A 12,686-nucleotide genomic window follows, 5' to 3' on the forward strand; every position below is an offset into this window, starting at 1 on the left:
GTACAGTAAAAAAACTATTAGAAAATATTACAGAACAGATTTTTGAGGAGGAAATATAAATGAAATTCCATGAGTTTGGAGATAAAGAAAATCAGCATATTATGTTAATTCATGGCGGTGGAAATTCATGGTGGAATTATTTAAGACAAGCAAAAGCATTGTCTAAAGAGTATCATGTTATTTTGCCAACTCTAGATGGACATGGAGAAGAATATAATACAGAATATGTCTCTACAATAGATAGCGCCCAAAAACTAATCTCGTATATAAATCAAAATTGTAATGGGCAGCTTTTTCTGCTTTGTGGTGTATCTTTAGGGGGGCAGATTGTGATAGAAATGCTTTCTCTTAAAGCTGATATTTCTCAAAAAGCTATCATAGACGGAAGTATTTGTTATCCACAACCCAAATTGGAAAAATTTTGTATTGCCACAGTCCGTCTTTTTGGGGGATTGATGTTTAGTAGATTTTCGTGCAAATGTCAAATGGTTTTGCTACGATTGTTTCCTAATATGAGATTTACAAAAGAAATTGAAAATTATTATATACATGATATGCCCTTATTAAAGAAGAATACACTTTATAATATGTATCGCACATACATGGCAGAATATCAGTTAAAAGAAGATATTTCTAAAACGAAAGCACAAATTATGTATTGTTATGGTTCAAAAGAAATGAAATGTGTAAAGAAGTCGGCACAACTCTTTAAAGAATTAGTTCCTTCATGTCAAATATACGAAGCGAAAGGATATAATCATGGATATTTAGCAATATATTTGCCTGACGAGTGGTTGAAAGTAGTTGTACCCTTTTTAAATACAAAGGAGAGCTTATGATAGGATTGAAAAAACGAGATATTAAAAAAGCACTGAAAGCTGGTGCAAAAGCTGGCGGTGTATCATTGGCTGATGTTCGGGCTGATATTGAAGCGACGATTGATGAAGCTATGAACAGCACCGACCCAGAAGTGCAGGCAAATTTCAGAAAGTATTTTGGAAACAAACACCCTACGCCAGAAGAATATATTTACAAGATTACAAAAAAGACAAAAGTTTAACAGAAATCAAGTGCTGTAAGGGGGCTTGTATTATGGAAAGTTTTAAGCATAATCTTATACGGTCATACACTACCTAACAGCATTTTATCAACAACTGAATATCTCACAGCTTTAATAGCTCGTACAGACTATATGTTTTGTGCGGGCTTTTTTTGTACCCGAAAAAATTTTTTCACTTTTTTTCAAATTTATGCAACAAATCACACCTTGCTGTACAGATATGGTGCGGAAAGAGGGATAAACACTTTTCACGTCATAACAGAAAGGGGGTGTGATGATATGAAACCGTCGGACTTCCAAAAGACAATACAATGTCAATTCGACTGCAAGCTCAAACGTGTAGTAAAAGGTATTGTCCGTAATTATCGCAAAGAATTAAAGCGACGAAGAAATAAGGAAATTTCCTATTGTGAACTTCCAGAAATCGTCGTGGAAAAGCTGGCAGTCTGGGACGAATATGAAAGCGATTATACCGCCTTTGATGTATGTGGTATTGAGGTTCGTGTCCTTGATGATGATTTAGCAGAAGCGATTAAGTATCTGTCTGAAAAAGACAGAGAAATCTTGTTGATGTATTTCTTCTTAGGCATGAGCGATACAGAAATCGGCGACAGATTAAAGATTAACCGTTCAACGTCGTTCCGCAGTAGGAAGAACTCACTTGAAGAAATCAAGAAAAAATTAAAGGAGAACATGAATGATGAATAACACACGCCCGTCATTTTACCTTATCTCGTCGGCTGTGGACGGCAACGTAAATGCGATTGAAAAGATACTGGCATTGTATGACCCGTACATATCAAAATGTTGTTTGCGTCCGTTCTACGACAAATATGGTAATGTCTGCATAGTCGTAGACATGGAATTAAAAGGACGTATCAGAGAAGCACTTATTAAAATGATTTTGGACTTTGATATTCCTTTAGAAACCGAAGAATAACAAGCAGTAACCGCAGAGCATGATTTGTTTAATCCCCTCTTTCCTGCTCTGCTCCCTGCTTTTACATGAAAGCATACCGCTTTCGCCACAGCTCTTTGAAAACTGAATAAAGCAGACAGATACGTTTGTGAGATAGCGAGCCACGGGAACTGTACGCCACGACCTTTTCAAAAGAAAGCGAGCGATCCACGCAGTGATCCGAGAGCGACCGTTGGAAAAGTCGCTTTGCCACGACCTATCCTCACAGAATAATGATACGTCCGCATGGTGCGGTTCTGCCCACAAGAATGGGAATAGTTGAGATACTAACGGAGCTTTCCAAAGCCGTCTGCCTGCTTGAAAAAAATGACACACAGTAAAGGGGGTGCATAGATTATGAACAATACTGATGTGCCTATCTGGGAAAAATATACGCTGACGATTGAAGAAGCGTCCAAATACTTCCGCATTGGCGAAAAGAAATTGCGTAAATTAGCCGAAGAAAACATTGACGCTGGCTGGGTTATCGTGAACGGTAACCGTATTCAGATTAAGCGAAAACAATTTGAAAAAATCATAGATACATTGGACGAAATCTAATGTCATTGAGCCGTAGATATGGTATAATAAATGTAGCGTATCACGGCTCATTCCATGACGGAAAGGAGCTTTACACTATGTCTAATGTGAAACGAAAAGACAGTAAAAATCGCAATTTGCGTAATGGAGAGAGCCAGCGAAAAGACGGAAGATACGTTTATAAATATACCGATATATACGGAAAGCCACAATTTATTTATTCTTGGAAACTTGTACCGACAGACAAGACACCTGCTGGAAAACGTGATGATATATCGTTGAGGGAAAAAGAAACACAGATAAAAAAAGACCTTAACGACGGTATCGACACAGCAGGCGGTAAAATGACAGTCTGCCAGCTCTACGACAAGAAGAACAGCCAAAGAAAGAACATCAAAAGGGCTACTGAAAAAGGACGACAGTATCTTATGAACGCTCTGAAAAATGACCCGTTGGGTATGAGAGCGATTGATACCGTCAAGCAGTCGGACGCTAAAGAATGGGCTATCAGAATGAGTGAAAAAGGATATGCCTACAAAACGATTGATAACTATAAGCGTTCCTTGAAAGCGTCATTTTACATGGCGATACAAGACGACTGTATCAGAAAGAACCCGTTTGAATTTAGGCTAAGTGATGTTCTGGAAGATGATACGGAGCAGAAAGTTATCCTTACACCAGAGCAGGAAGAACGCCTGCTTGCCTTTATGGAAACGGATAAGATTTACAGCAAGTATTATGATGAGATTGTGCTTCTGCTGGAAACGGGACTTCGTATTTCTGAATTTTGCGGACTGACGACGCATATTGATATGCAGAACAGAATACTCAATATAGACCACCAGTTATTGAAAGATAGCGAAATCGGCTACTATATTGAAACGCCAAAGACCAAAAACGGAAAACGGGAACTTCCATTGACAGAACGGGCTTATCAAGCAATCCAAAGAATACTAAAGAACAGAGGAAAAGCACAACCGCTGATTGTAGGTGGTTACAGCAATTTTCTATTCTTAAACCGTGAGGGCTTGCCTAAAGTTGCAGGAAACTATGAGGGCATGGTGCGAGGACTGATTAAGAAGTATAACAAGTATCACACGGACAAGTTACCGAACATCACACCACATTCATTCCGACATACTTATTGTACGAATATGGCAAACAAAGGAATGAACCCTAACACTCTGCAATATCTCATGGGACACGCTAACATAACCATGACACTTGGCTATTATGCACACGGTACATTTCAATCTGCAAAAGCAGAACTGGAAAGACTGGCTTGTTAATATCGGAGCTTATATTTACTACTCATTTACTACTTTTGGTTGCATTTTCATGCTGGTAAATGCCAGCTTATGCAAGGTATCTTCCAAAAAGAAAATACCGATAAAGCCCTAAAATACGGGATATATCGGCATTTACCAACTTATGAAAAGATAATCAGAAATTTAGTAAGTTTTTACTCAAAAAAGAACCTTTCAAGTAAAAAATGCACAAAGGCTGAAAAGCCAGTATTTATAAGGCTTTGAGAGGATATGAGGAGATAAAATGGAGAAAATAAAGGTACTATTTATTTGCCACGGCAACATCTGCCGTTCGACAATGGCAGAATATGTTATGAAAGATTTAGTAAACAAATCAAATTTAGCGGAAAAATTTTATATTGATTCTGCCGCTACAAGTAGAGAAGAAATCGGTAATCCGGTACATCATGGTACACGGCAGAAACTAAAAGAACAAGGAATACCATGCGGCAATCACCGTGCACGCCAAGTAACTAAAAAAGAATATGGCGAATATGATTATATTTTGGGAATGGATTCTTGGAATATGACAAATATGATGAAAATTTTCGGCAGTGATCCGGACAAGAAATTACATAAATTACTTGATTTCTCACGAGAATCCCGCGACATCGCAGACCCATGGTATACAGGAAATTTTGATGACACATATAATGATGTCTGCGAAGGATGTCACGGACTTTTGAATTATATTATGGAGAAAGGATAGGTAACAGATTTACCATTTGATATAATGAAAACGAAAAATATAGACTTAACAAAAGGCAATGAAATGAAAGCGATTATTTTATTTTCGCTGCCACTGATTGCAGGGAATCTGTTTCAACAACTTTACAATTTAGTTGACACGCTTGTTGTTGGAAAGTTTGTCGGTGCAAACGCACTGGCAGCGGTTGGTTCTTCATACATGACAATGAATTTTCTGACGTCCATTATTATTGGGCTTTGTATGGGAAGTGGAGTTATTTTTTCTTATTTTTATAGTGCAAAGGATAAAGAACAATTATCACAAAGTTTTTTTCAATCATTTTTATTTATTTGTGGAGTTACTGTTGCTATTAATGCATTAAGTTTTTTATTTATTGAAAAAATTTTACGGCTTTTGAATATTGAGAAAGAGATTTTTACCATGACAAAAGATTATCTGCTAATTATTTTTGCGGGAATGTTTTTTGTTTTTTTATATAACTATTTTGCTGCAGTTTTGAGAAGTATGGGTAATTCTTTTATACCGCTTGTGTTCCTTATTATTTCGTCTTTGTTAAATATCGTGTTAGATTATTTGTTCATAGTACCGTTTCGGATGGGGGTGCAGGGAGCGGGATACGCAACGGTGATTGCTCAGATTGTTTCAGCAGTGGGAATTGCATTATATACGTTGAAATGTGTTCCTGAAATGAAGTTTAGGAAAGAAATGTTTGCCATAAAGAAAAATCTGTTAAAAAAAATCGTTGATCAGTCTGCAATGACGAGTATTCAGCAATCTATTATGAATCTCGGTATTTTAATGGTGCAAGGATTAGTAAACAGTTTCGGAATCACTGTTATGGCAGGATTTGCAGTTGCAGTTAAGATTGACAGTTTTGCCTATATGCCGGTGCAGGATTTTGGAAATGGCTTTTCAACTTATGTGGCACAGAACAGAGGTGCGGGTAAGACCGAACGTATTCATACAGGGACGAAGGCGGCGGTAAAATTGATTTTGATGACTTGTGTCATTATTTCTACGCTGGTTTTCTTATTTGCGTCACAGTTAATGGGATGTTTTGTTTCTGCGGGAGATACGGATGTAATCGTAGAGGGAGTTCGCTATCTTCAGATTGTATGTCCTTTTTATTGCCTGATTGGATTTTTGTTTATGTTTTATGGGTTATATAGAGGAATGGGTAAACCGCAGATGTCTATTGTACTGACGGTTATTTCCCTTGGAACAAGAGTTGCTCTTGCATATATTTTATCGGCTATAGAATGGATAAGTGTTGTTGGAATATGGTGGGCAATTCCGATTGGCTGGTTTTTAGCAGATCTTGTTGGATTTGTTTATTATAGGAAATGCAAAAGACAATTCTTATAAAAACTTAAGATTATCCTAAAACATTTTTTTGATTTCTTTGATAAAATACTTTTTGGTAAGATAATTTACTATAGAAGGAGAAGTATTTATGCGTACAGTAAGAAAAACTATAAAATACATTTTTATTTGTATTGTTATCATAGGTATTGGCGCTTGTTCTTATTTGACCTATGAAGGATATACGATGTACAAAGATGCGGTAAATGAAGTGAGTATTGAAGATAAAGTTGCTGAAATCAGAAGCAAAAGGCAATATACTCAGGTTGAAGAATTACCGCGGATTTATAAGGAGGCAATCATTTCTGTGGAAGATCACAGGTTTTATTCGCATCCGGGGATTGATATATTAGCAACAGCAAGGGCAGCAGTTCATGATATTCAGGCAATGTCACTTGTGGAGGGCGGTAGCACGATTACGCAGCAATTGGCAAAAAATCTTTATTTTACGCAGGAGAAAAAATTTGTCCGAAAAGTAGCGGAAGTATTTGTGGCAATAGAAATGGAAAAGAAATATACGAAGGATGAAATACTTGAGTTATATGTAAATTCCATATACTTTGGAAATAACTGCTATTGTGTAAAAGATGCAAGCATGGCATATTTTAATAAATTGCCGAAAGATATGACAGATTATGAGGCGACCTTGTTGGCGGGGATTCCAAACGCCCCATCTGTATATTCTCTTGATGTCAATCCGACTTTGGCGAAACAGCGTCAGCGTCAGGTTGTTGAGAAAATGGTAGAGTTTGGTTATCTGACACAAAAGGAAGCAAATATCATTATCAAGTAATAAATTTTGGGAAGATACATATATTACTATAAACTTATATGTGTGGCATTTGTGATGAAAGAGTCTTTAAAAAAGAAAATGACATCAGCAACAAATCTTCCGAAGGATGTTATATTTGGTGTACCGATTATAACAATGACTGGTCAGTTGGAAGTCTGTGTTGAAAATTATAAAGGGATTTTAGAATATACGGATACAGTGATACGCATTCGGAGTAAAGTCGGTCAGATACGGGTAACGGGAAAAAATATGCAAATTGAATATTATACGAATGGCGAGATGAAAATAACAGGTCATATTAAAATGGTTGAGTATTGCTAAAGGAGGCAAATGTGTGCTACTTTCTATTATTCGGTATATAAAAGGTTATCTGTGTATAAAAATTATCGGTTATTCTCCGGAGCGATTTTTAAATTTATGCCGTCATCATCATATTTACCTATGGGGACTTACTCCGCATATGCATGATTATGAAATGTTTATCAGCATAAGCGGTTTTAGAAAATTAAAACCTATTTTAAAGAAAACGAAGACAAAAGTTGTGATTTTAAATCGATATGGTCTTCCTTTTTTTTTACATAAATATAGAAAGCGAAAAGTATTTTTTATCGGGGCGGCGGGTTGTGTTCTTTCTATATACATTTTTTCTACGATTGTATGGAATATTCATATTGAGGGAAACTATTCACAGACGGACGAAGTGATTTTAGAGTTTTTGGAAACGAAAAATGTATATCACGGTATGCCGAAATCAAAACTTAACTGTGAGAGAATTGCAAAAGATATTCGAAAAGAGTTTGATGATGTGATATGGGTTTCTGTTTCTATACAAGGAAGCCGTTTAATGATTCAAGTGAAGGAAAATACAGATACAGTCCCACAAAAAGTAAATAAAGAGGAAAAGGTTACTGACTTAGTCGCCTCGGAAAATGGAGAGGTTATGGAGATTATCGCTCGTTCGGGAGTGCCTCTTGTTTCTGTCGGAGATAAAGTGAAGAAAGGGGACGTACTTGTCAGTGGGAGAGTGGAGATTAAAAACGATGCAAAAGAAGTTATCGAATATCGTTATCAGTCGGCTGACGCAGATATCCGATTAAAAGTTTCCAATTCTTATCAGTCAGAAATTTCTACAGATTATATAGAAAAGAAGTATACGGGAAAAGAAAGAAAGCAGTTTTTTTTAAAAGCGAAGAAGCATTTTTTCGGCTTTGGCTTGTTGCGGAATAAATTCAAACATAAAGAAATTTATACAAGTGAAAACAAGTTGAGATTGGGAGAACATTTTTATTTTCCTGTATCTTATGGCAAAAAGTGTATAAAAGAATATGTACCGGAGAAGAAAAAAAGAAGTGATAAGGAAATGCAGAAAATATTAAGCAATGAGTTTCAAAATTTCTGTAAAGATTTGGAAGAAAAAGGGGTAGAAATAATTGAAAAAGATGTTAAAATATACAAAGGGTCAAAAAACGTCAGGGCGGCGGGAAAATTGACTCTGATTAAATCTGAAAACATGAGAAAAGATACGACTATCCTTCAGATAAAAGAAAAAGAATCAAAAGGAGTTGATTAAATGGGAATACTTGAAAAAGTTATGGAAGTTTCTGCAGAACATGAGAAAAATGTTTTTGGAGAATTTGATAAATTTGCGAAAAAAATTGAACGCACTCTCCATGTAACATTGATTGCAAGAAATGGGGAAGTGAAAATATTGGGGGAGGCAGCTTGTGTTGAAAAAGCAGAAAATGTTCTTTCACAGTTGCTTGAATTATCTAAGAGAGGAAATGTTATTCAGGAGCAGAATGTAGATTATGCTCTTTCACTTTCTTTTGAAGATAACACAGACGGACTTTTACAGATTGACAAGGAAATTATTTGTCACACTTTACAGGGAAAACCGATTAAACCTAAAACGCTGGGACAGAAAAAATATGTGGATGCCATTAGAAAACAGATGATTACGTTTGGGCTTGGTCCTGCCGGAACGGGAAAGACATATCTTGCGATGGCGATGGCGATTACTGCATTTAAAAATAATGAGGTCGGACGCATTATTTTAACTCGTCCGGCTATTGAAGCGGGAGAAAAATTGGGTTTTTTACCCGGAGATTTGCAGAGTAAAATTGATCCATACTTAAGACCGTTATATGATGCTCTGTATCAGATTATGGGAGCAGAATCATTTATTAAAAATTCGGAAAAGGGATTAATTGAGGTTGCACCGCTTGCTTATATGAGAGGACGTACTCTTGATAATGCATTTATTATTTTGGATGAGGCACAAAATACGACACCTGCTCAGATGAAGATGTTTTTGACAAGAATCGGTTTTGGCTCAAAAGTTGTTGTGACCGGTGATTCTACGCAGAAGGATTTACCTTCAGGAACAACTTCCGGATTAGATATTGCAAAAAAAGTATTAAAAAATATAGATGATATTTCTATCTGCAACCTGACAAGTAAAGATGTTGTAAGGCATCCGCTTGTACAAAAGATTGTAAAAGCATACGAGGAGTTTGAGAAGAAAAGTGCATCTATACACGAAAAAAGGAGAAGATAATGACAGTATATTTTGAAGAGGAAGGCGAACTGAAACTGGAACTGGATTGTGAAGAAATTGCAGAAACAGTTGTTGAGGGCGTATTAGATTACGAAAATTGTCCTTATGAAGCAGAAGTTAATTTACTTTTGACGATGAATAAGGAAATTCAGGAGATGAATGCAGAATTTAGACAGATAGACAGAGCAACAGATGTATTATCATTTCCGATGATTGATTTTGAGAAAACAGGAGAGTTTGATTTTCTGGAGGAAGACGACAGTTATTTTAACTGTGATACAGGAGAACTGATGCTTGGCGACATTGTTATTTCCAAAGAGAAAGTGGTTGCACAGGCGAAGGAATATGGACATACAATAAAAAGAGAATATGCTTTTCTAATTGCGCACAGTATGTTACACTTACTTGGTTATGATCACATGGAAGAACAGGAACGTTTGGAAATGGAAAAGAAACAAAAGGAAATTTTGGAACAGTTAGGGATAACAAGATAACTTAGGTGAGGTATAATACATGGAAACAAAAGGGAAAAAACACGAGGGAGCATTTCTTGTTCAGGGGATGATTTTGGCTTCTGCCGGAATTATTACGAAAATTATAGGGGTTATTTATCGTATTCCCCTTATTAATATTATGGGAGATCAGGGGCAAGCATATTATGGTATTGCCTTTGAAATTTATTCATTGGCGCTTCTTCTGACTTCATACAGCCTTCCGCTTGCCGTTTCTAAATTGGTATCGGCTAGGGTGTCTAAATGTGAAAGGAGAAACGCATTTAAAGTATTTAAGTCGGCGCTTGTTTTTGCGCTTGTGTCCGGTTCTGCAATCGGTCTGATTGTATTCTTTGGGGCAGACTTTATTGCTGCAAAGATTATGGCGATGGGACCGAGTCAGTACGCACTTAGGGTGCTTGCGCCTTGTCTTCTCGTAGTGGCCGTTATGGGTGTAGTGAGAGGATATTTTCAAGGTTTGGGAACAATGATTCCCACTGCGGTATCCCAGATTTTAGAGCAGATTGTCAATGCGATTGTCAGTGTTGTCGGGGCAAGTTATCTGTTTGAATTTGGACGAAAAGCGGCTGAAGCAAAAGGGAAAGAATATTTAGGTCCGGCCTATGCGGCAGCAGGCGGTACGCTTGGTACATTTGTAGGAGCGGTTTTCGGACTTTTGTTTTTACTTTTCGTTTTGTTTATCTATAGAAAAGTTATCAGAAAACAGTTAAGACGTGACCATACAACTTATCAGGAAGAATACGGAACAATCTTTCCTATTTTGTTAATGACAATTCTTCCTGTAATTTTAAGTACGGCAGTATATCAGAGTACAAAAATTTTGGATGCGGGCATTTTCAGCAATGTCATGTCTGCGCAGGGAATGGCTAAAGAAAAATACGAAACATTGTGGGGAATGTACACGGGGAAATTTAATACACTTGTAAATGTACCTCTTGCTATAGCTAATGCGATAGGAGCATCAGTTATTCCAAGTCTGACTGCTGCCATGACATTGGGTGATCGCAGGTTAGTACATAGCAAAATCCGATTGGCGACACGTTTTTCCATGCTTATTTCCATTCCAAGTACAATAGGATATATGGTGTTGGCAAAACCGATTATGAATTTGCTATTTAACGGAAATAATTCCACGCCTGCACTTTTATTAATAACGGGAGCGATAACAATTACGTTTTATTCGTTGTCTACAATTACGAATGCTATGCTACAGGGGATTGACCGCATGACAACACCGATTAAAAATGCAGCGATTTCACTTGTAATTCATTTGATTTCATTGTTCATCATGCTTGTTGTATTGAAGATGAATATTTTTGCGGTTATCGGAAGTACAATTGTATTTTCACTCAGTATGTGTATTTTAAACGGTCGCGCGCTAGGAAAAGCAATCGGTTATCATCAGGAATATTATAAAACATTTATTCTTCCGTTGATTGCGTCTATTATTATGGGAGTAGTTGCATTTATCGTTCAGATAGCACTTACAAATATTGTACCGGAAAAGGTAGCCACGGTTATTTCTGTATGTGTAGCAATTGTTATTTACTCTTTAGCTCTACTTTTGCTTGGCGGACTTACGGAAAATGAAATTCTTGCTATGCCAAAGGGAAGAAAACTGGCAGGGTTATTGAAGAAATTGCACCTGTTAAGAGAAGAGGAAGTGTAGATGAAACCAACAAAAAAGGTAGCGCTGCTCCACGATATATGTGCGGTGGGCAAAGCGGGAGCAGTGAATATGATTCCAATTTTAAATACAATGGGAGTGGAAGTTTGTTTGATTCCTACAATGCTTTTATCTACCCATACAGGCGGATATGGGAAGCCGGCGGTATGTCCGGTTTCACCCCGCTATCTGTGTGAATGTGCAAAACACTACAAAAAAGAAAAGGTTATGTTTGATTTTATTTTTGTAGGTTATTTAGGAAATTGTGATATGGTGGAAGGCGTTTTGGATTTTATCAGTCATTTTCCGGAAGCGAAAGTTGTGACCGACACGATTATGGGAGATAACGGAAGGTTTTACGGCAACTTTGATACCCATTATTTGCAGGCGGTAAAAAAGTTACTGCCAGTTTCTGATTTGATTTTACCTAATTACACGGAAGCCTGTTTTCTTGCAGAAATGGCGTATAAAGAAAATCCGGATTTGGCTTATCGAAATGCAATATATGAGAAATTATTGCAATTCGGTGTAAAAGATATGGTGATTACAAGTGTGACATCAGGAGAAAAGACAGAGATTTTTTACAGCGAAAATGGAAAAAAAGCCTGTTTATTTCTTGAATGTGAGCCAAACAGTATACATGGCACAGGAGATGTGTTTGACGGAGTTATTTTAGGAAATTATATGAAAGGTATTCCGTTAAAAGAAAATATTATACAGGCACATGAGTTTGTGAAAGCCTGTATTGCGGAAACGTATAGGTATGAGTATAATAAACGGGAAGGACTTATTTTAGAAAAAATGCTTTCATTACTTGTATAGATTAAGAACAACAGGCGAATACTGTAAATAAAAAAGGGGTTGTCCTATGAAAAAGAAATACGGTATTCGTTTTCTCATTGCAACAGTAGTCTGCCTGTCTGCATTGACAGTTGCATATCAGATGAGTTATCGTCATGCAAGAATGGAATTAAAACAGGAAACAAAAGAAAAACATCCTTCCATTGCAACGGAGGGCGAAGCATTTCAACCAGATGTTTATTATCTGCAGGAATTAAATGGGTTTATTGCAGTATATAAAAGTGATAAAAAAACAGTGTTTGAATATACAAATATTCGTATGGAGGAACTTCCAATTGATTTGGCAAAAGAGGTTAAAGTAGGGAAAAGGCTTCTAAGTCTTGAGGCGGTGTACGGTTTTTTGGAAAATTACTCCAGTTGA

At 36.8% G+C, this 12,686-nt stretch carries 16 protein-coding genes; all 16 read left to right on the forward strand.

Annotated features, from left to right (window positions below):
• Positions 1–59: 59 nt before the first annotated feature.
• The 16 genes from ACYPXO_RS09785 to ACYPXO_RS09860 all read left to right on the forward strand — a co-directional run bounded on the left by ACYPXO_RS09785 (position 60) and on the right by ACYPXO_RS09860 (position 12,686).
• On the forward strand, positions 60–839 hold the full coding sequence (locus ACYPXO_RS09785) for an alpha/beta hydrolase (protein WP_117576204.1): 780 nt from the start codon (positions 60–62) through the stop codon (positions 837–839).
• Positions 836–1,060 carry a hypothetical protein gene (locus tag ACYPXO_RS09790; protein ID WP_117576203.1) on the forward strand — a complete coding sequence of 75 codons (225 nt, stop codon included), beginning with the start codon at positions 836–838 and terminating at the stop codon, positions 1,058–1,060. Before ACYPXO_RS09785 ends, ACYPXO_RS09790 begins: the two co-directional genes overlap by 4 nt.
• Before the next feature lie 279 nt (positions 1,061–1,339).
• On the forward strand, positions 1,340–1,768 hold the full coding sequence (locus tag ACYPXO_RS09795) for an RNA polymerase sigma factor (protein ID WP_008787630.1): 429 nt from the start codon (positions 1,340–1,342) through the stop codon (positions 1,766–1,768).
• Positions 1,761–2,000 (forward strand): helix-turn-helix domain-containing protein, encoded by a 240-nt coding sequence (locus tag ACYPXO_RS09800; protein ID WP_025487352.1) that lies wholly within the window; start codon positions 1,761–1,763, stop codon positions 1,998–2,000. Before ACYPXO_RS09795 ends, ACYPXO_RS09800 begins: the two co-directional genes overlap by 8 nt.
• Before the next feature lie 375 nt (positions 2,001–2,375).
• On the forward strand, positions 2,376–2,579 hold the full coding sequence (locus ACYPXO_RS09805; RefSeq protein WP_004613735.1) for an excisionase: 204 nt from the start codon (positions 2,376–2,378) through the stop codon (positions 2,577–2,579).
• Positions 2,580–2,656: 77 nt separating this feature from the next.
• Positions 2,657–3,847, forward strand: a complete 1,191-nt coding sequence (locus ACYPXO_RS09810) for a tyrosine-type recombinase/integrase (protein WP_144209896.1) — start codon at positions 2,657–2,659, stop codon at positions 3,845–3,847.
• Between the two features lie 262 nt (positions 3,848–4,109).
• Positions 4,110–4,574 (forward strand): low molecular weight protein-tyrosine-phosphatase, encoded by a 465-nt coding sequence (locus ACYPXO_RS09815; RefSeq protein WP_459640391.1) that lies wholly within the window; start codon positions 4,110–4,112, stop codon positions 4,572–4,574.
• Between the two features lie 63 nt (positions 4,575–4,637).
• On the forward strand, positions 4,638–5,939 hold the full coding sequence (locus ACYPXO_RS09820) for an MATE family efflux transporter (RefSeq protein WP_459640392.1): 1,302 nt from the start codon (positions 4,638–4,640) through the stop codon (positions 5,937–5,939).
• Between the two features lie 88 nt (positions 5,940–6,027).
• Positions 6,028–6,729: a transglycosylase domain-containing protein gene (locus ACYPXO_RS09825; protein WP_459640393.1), complete on the forward strand. Its 702-nt coding sequence runs from the start codon at positions 6,028–6,030 to the stop codon at positions 6,727–6,729.
• A 54-nt stretch (positions 6,730–6,783) separates the two neighbouring features.
• Positions 6,784–7,050: a sporulation protein YqfC gene (gene yqfC / locus ACYPXO_RS09830; protein WP_459640394.1), complete on the forward strand. Its 267-nt coding sequence runs from the start codon at positions 6,784–6,786 to the stop codon at positions 7,048–7,050.
• Positions 7,051–7,063: 13 nt separating this feature from the next.
• Positions 7,064–8,299 carry a sporulation protein YqfD gene (locus tag ACYPXO_RS09835; protein ID WP_459640395.1) on the forward strand — a complete coding sequence of 412 codons (1,236 nt, stop codon included), beginning with the start codon at positions 7,064–7,066 and terminating at the stop codon, positions 8,297–8,299.
• Positions 8,300–9,286, forward strand: coding sequence for a PhoH family protein (locus tag ACYPXO_RS09840; protein ID WP_459640396.1), 987 nt, complete (start codon positions 8,300–8,302; stop codon positions 9,284–9,286).
• Positions 9,286–9,780 (forward strand): rRNA maturation RNase YbeY, encoded by a 495-nt coding sequence (gene ybeY / locus ACYPXO_RS09845; protein WP_459640397.1) that lies wholly within the window; start codon positions 9,286–9,288, stop codon positions 9,778–9,780. Before ACYPXO_RS09840 ends, ybeY begins: the two co-directional genes overlap by 1 nt.
• A 19-nt stretch (positions 9,781–9,799) precedes the next feature.
• Positions 9,800–11,467 (forward strand): putative polysaccharide biosynthesis protein, encoded by a 1,668-nt coding sequence (locus ACYPXO_RS09850; protein ID WP_459640398.1) that lies wholly within the window; start codon positions 9,800–9,802, stop codon positions 11,465–11,467.
• Positions 11,468–12,286, forward strand: coding sequence for a bifunctional hydroxymethylpyrimidine kinase/phosphomethylpyrimidine kinase (locus ACYPXO_RS09855; protein WP_459640399.1), 819 nt, complete (start codon positions 11,468–11,470; stop codon positions 12,284–12,286).
• Positions 12,287–12,332: 46 nt separating this feature from the next.
• On the forward strand, positions 12,333–12,686 hold the full coding sequence (locus tag ACYPXO_RS09860; RefSeq protein ID WP_459640400.1) for a hypothetical protein: 354 nt from the start codon (positions 12,333–12,335) through the stop codon (positions 12,684–12,686).

It is taken from the genome of Faecalimonas canis, from assembly GCF_054601575.1.

What these genes read in the sequence shown, in the direction of transcription:
- yqfC (WP_459640394.1), top strand. Translation starts at nt 6,784, where the DNA reads ATGAAAGAGTCTTTAAAAAAGAAAATGACATCAGCAACAAATCTTCCG.
- ACYPXO_RS09840 (WP_459640396.1), top strand. Translation starts at nt 8,300, where the DNA reads ATGGGAATACTTGAAAAAGTTATGGAAGTTTCTGCAGAACATGAGAAA.
- ACYPXO_RS09785 (WP_117576204.1), top strand. Translation starts at nt 60, where the DNA reads ATGAAATTCCATGAGTTTGGAGATAAAGAAAATCAGCATATTATGTTA.
- ACYPXO_RS09795 (WP_008787630.1), top strand. Translation starts at nt 1,340, where the DNA reads ATGAAACCGTCGGACTTCCAAAAGACAATACAATGTCAATTCGACTGC.
- ACYPXO_RS09790 (WP_117576203.1), top strand. Translation starts at nt 836, where the DNA reads ATGATAGGATTGAAAAAACGAGATATTAAAAAAGCACTGAAAGCTGGT.
- ACYPXO_RS09850 (WP_459640398.1), top strand. Translation starts at nt 9,800, where the DNA reads ATGGAAACAAAAGGGAAAAAACACGAGGGAGCATTTCTTGTTCAGGGG.
- ACYPXO_RS09800 (WP_025487352.1), top strand. Translation starts at nt 1,761, where the DNA reads ATGAATAACACACGCCCGTCATTTTACCTTATCTCGTCGGCTGTGGAC.
- ACYPXO_RS09825 (WP_459640393.1), top strand. Translation starts at nt 6,028, where the DNA reads ATGCGTACAGTAAGAAAAACTATAAAATACATTTTTATTTGTATTGTT.
- ACYPXO_RS09855 (WP_459640399.1), top strand. Translation starts at nt 11,468, where the DNA reads ATGAAACCAACAAAAAAGGTAGCGCTGCTCCACGATATATGTGCGGTG.
- ACYPXO_RS09805 (WP_004613735.1), top strand. Translation starts at nt 2,376, where the DNA reads ATGAACAATACTGATGTGCCTATCTGGGAAAAATATACGCTGACGATT.
- ACYPXO_RS09820 (WP_459640392.1), top strand. Translation starts at nt 4,638, where the DNA reads ATGAAAGCGATTATTTTATTTTCGCTGCCACTGATTGCAGGGAATCTG.
- ACYPXO_RS09815 (WP_459640391.1), top strand. Translation starts at nt 4,110, where the DNA reads ATGGAGAAAATAAAGGTACTATTTATTTGCCACGGCAACATCTGCCGT.
- ACYPXO_RS09810 (WP_144209896.1), top strand. Translation starts at nt 2,657, where the DNA reads ATGTCTAATGTGAAACGAAAAGACAGTAAAAATCGCAATTTGCGTAAT.
- ybeY (WP_459640397.1), top strand. Translation starts at nt 9,286, where the DNA reads ATGACAGTATATTTTGAAGAGGAAGGCGAACTGAAACTGGAACTGGAT.
- ACYPXO_RS09860 (WP_459640400.1), top strand. Translation starts at nt 12,333, where the DNA reads ATGAAAAAGAAATACGGTATTCGTTTTCTCATTGCAACAGTAGTCTGC.